The following is a 1,504-nucleotide window of genomic DNA, read 5'->3' as shown; positions in this document are numbered from 1 at the left end:
TTTCTATCGTTTGCTCTAAAGTGGACACTCGACAATAGGCAAAAACACGTGACATAGTTCATTTTCCTGTACGAAAAGGGAGTACTAATTACAAAGGGTGTACGAAATTACTTTGGTATAGTTTAGTACATATTATATGGTAGGGGTACGAAACCGAACAGTTTCGTACATGTATTTTCTATCAAGCTCCAATAAGTTAGGAAGATGTTATGCCGAGACGACAAATATTGAGTATCGAGGAAAAAGAAAACCTGCTAGTGATACCTGATGACGATATTATCTTGACTCGGATCAGCTTCCTTAGCGACCAAGATATCAGTTTGATAAACAAGCATCGTAAATCAGAAAACCGATTTGGCTTTGCTATCATGCTTTGTTACTTGCGTGGGCCTGGGTTTCTTCCTGATACTCAGCACCCTCCCCATGGGGGCATTGCATCTAGAGTTTCGATGAGACTGTCCTTGTCTTCTGACCTTTGGGGGAAATACGCAGAAAGAGAAGAAACTCGCTGGGAACATTTAGCAGAGCTATATCGTTATCTCGGTTTGAATCCCTTTAACAAGCAGAGAAAACAGGATTGTATCAATCATCTTCTACCCCACGCAATGCGAACAGAACGTGCATTTCTTCTTGCTGAAGAGATGCTTGAATGGCTACATAATAACCATATAATTTTTCCCACAATTGAAGTTATTGAACGCACATTAGCTGAAACCACAACTCTTGCCGATAAAGCGGTATTTTCTTCTCTCACTACTTCTTTAACTCAGAAACATCGAGATGCGCTTGATAATCTTCTCGTATCCGAAGGGGGACGACCTTCACGGTTAGCGTGGTTGTTGCAGCCGCCAGGGACAGCAAATGGAAAGAGTGTCTTACGACATATCGATCGACTAACGACCATACAGAATATAGCTTTACCAAAAGGGATAGAAAGAAGCGTTCATCAAAATCGCTTATTAAAATTGGCACGTGAAGGGAAAAAGATGAGTAGCAGAGATCTGGCCAAGTTCTCCGCTAAACGGCGATATGCAACATTAGTCTGTGTACTAGAAGAAGCCCGAGCTACATTAACTGATGAGATCATTGAGCTACATGAACGAATACTAGGGAGTATTTTCAGCAAGGCAAAATATTCACAAGCAGAGCGGCTTCAACAATCCGGCAAACTTATCAGGAATAAACTACGCCAATACATATCAGTAGGTGAAGCACTATTGAATGCGCGACAGTCTGGTCAAGATCCTTACGAGGCTATTGAAGACATTCTTCCTTGGGAAGCGTTCGTTACCAGTATTGAAGAAACTCAAAGCCTAGCGAAAAGAGACAATTATGATCCTCTCCACTTAATCATAGATAAATACAGCACATTAAGAAAATATGCGCCACGAATGTTGTCTACTTTGCATTTCAGTGCAGCTCCTTGTGCAGTGCAACTAAAGAGTGCTTTAGATGTACTCACACACATGTACAGAAAGCAGCTCAGAAAAGTTCCCGCTTCAGC

1 protein-coding gene is annotated in these 1,504 nt (G+C 41.6%); it reads left to right on the top strand.

All coding sequences use genetic code 11. The features are described 5' to 3' along the window. Positions 1-209: 209 nt before the first annotated feature. Positions 210-1,504, top strand: a 1,295-nt coding sequence (locus tag OU793_RS24430) for a DUF4158 domain-containing protein (protein ID WP_274647900.1), incomplete at its 3' end; no start/stop codon positions are given.

It is taken from the genome of Vibrio sp. VP6, assembly GCF_028823755.1.
In the GTDB taxonomy this organism is placed as follows: Bacteria; Pseudomonadota; Gammaproteobacteria; order Enterobacterales; family Vibrionaceae; genus Vibrio; species Vibrio parahaemolyticus.
Note: the sequence above shows the minus strand (reverse complement) of the source record. Positions and strands in the feature narration are given on the sequence as shown.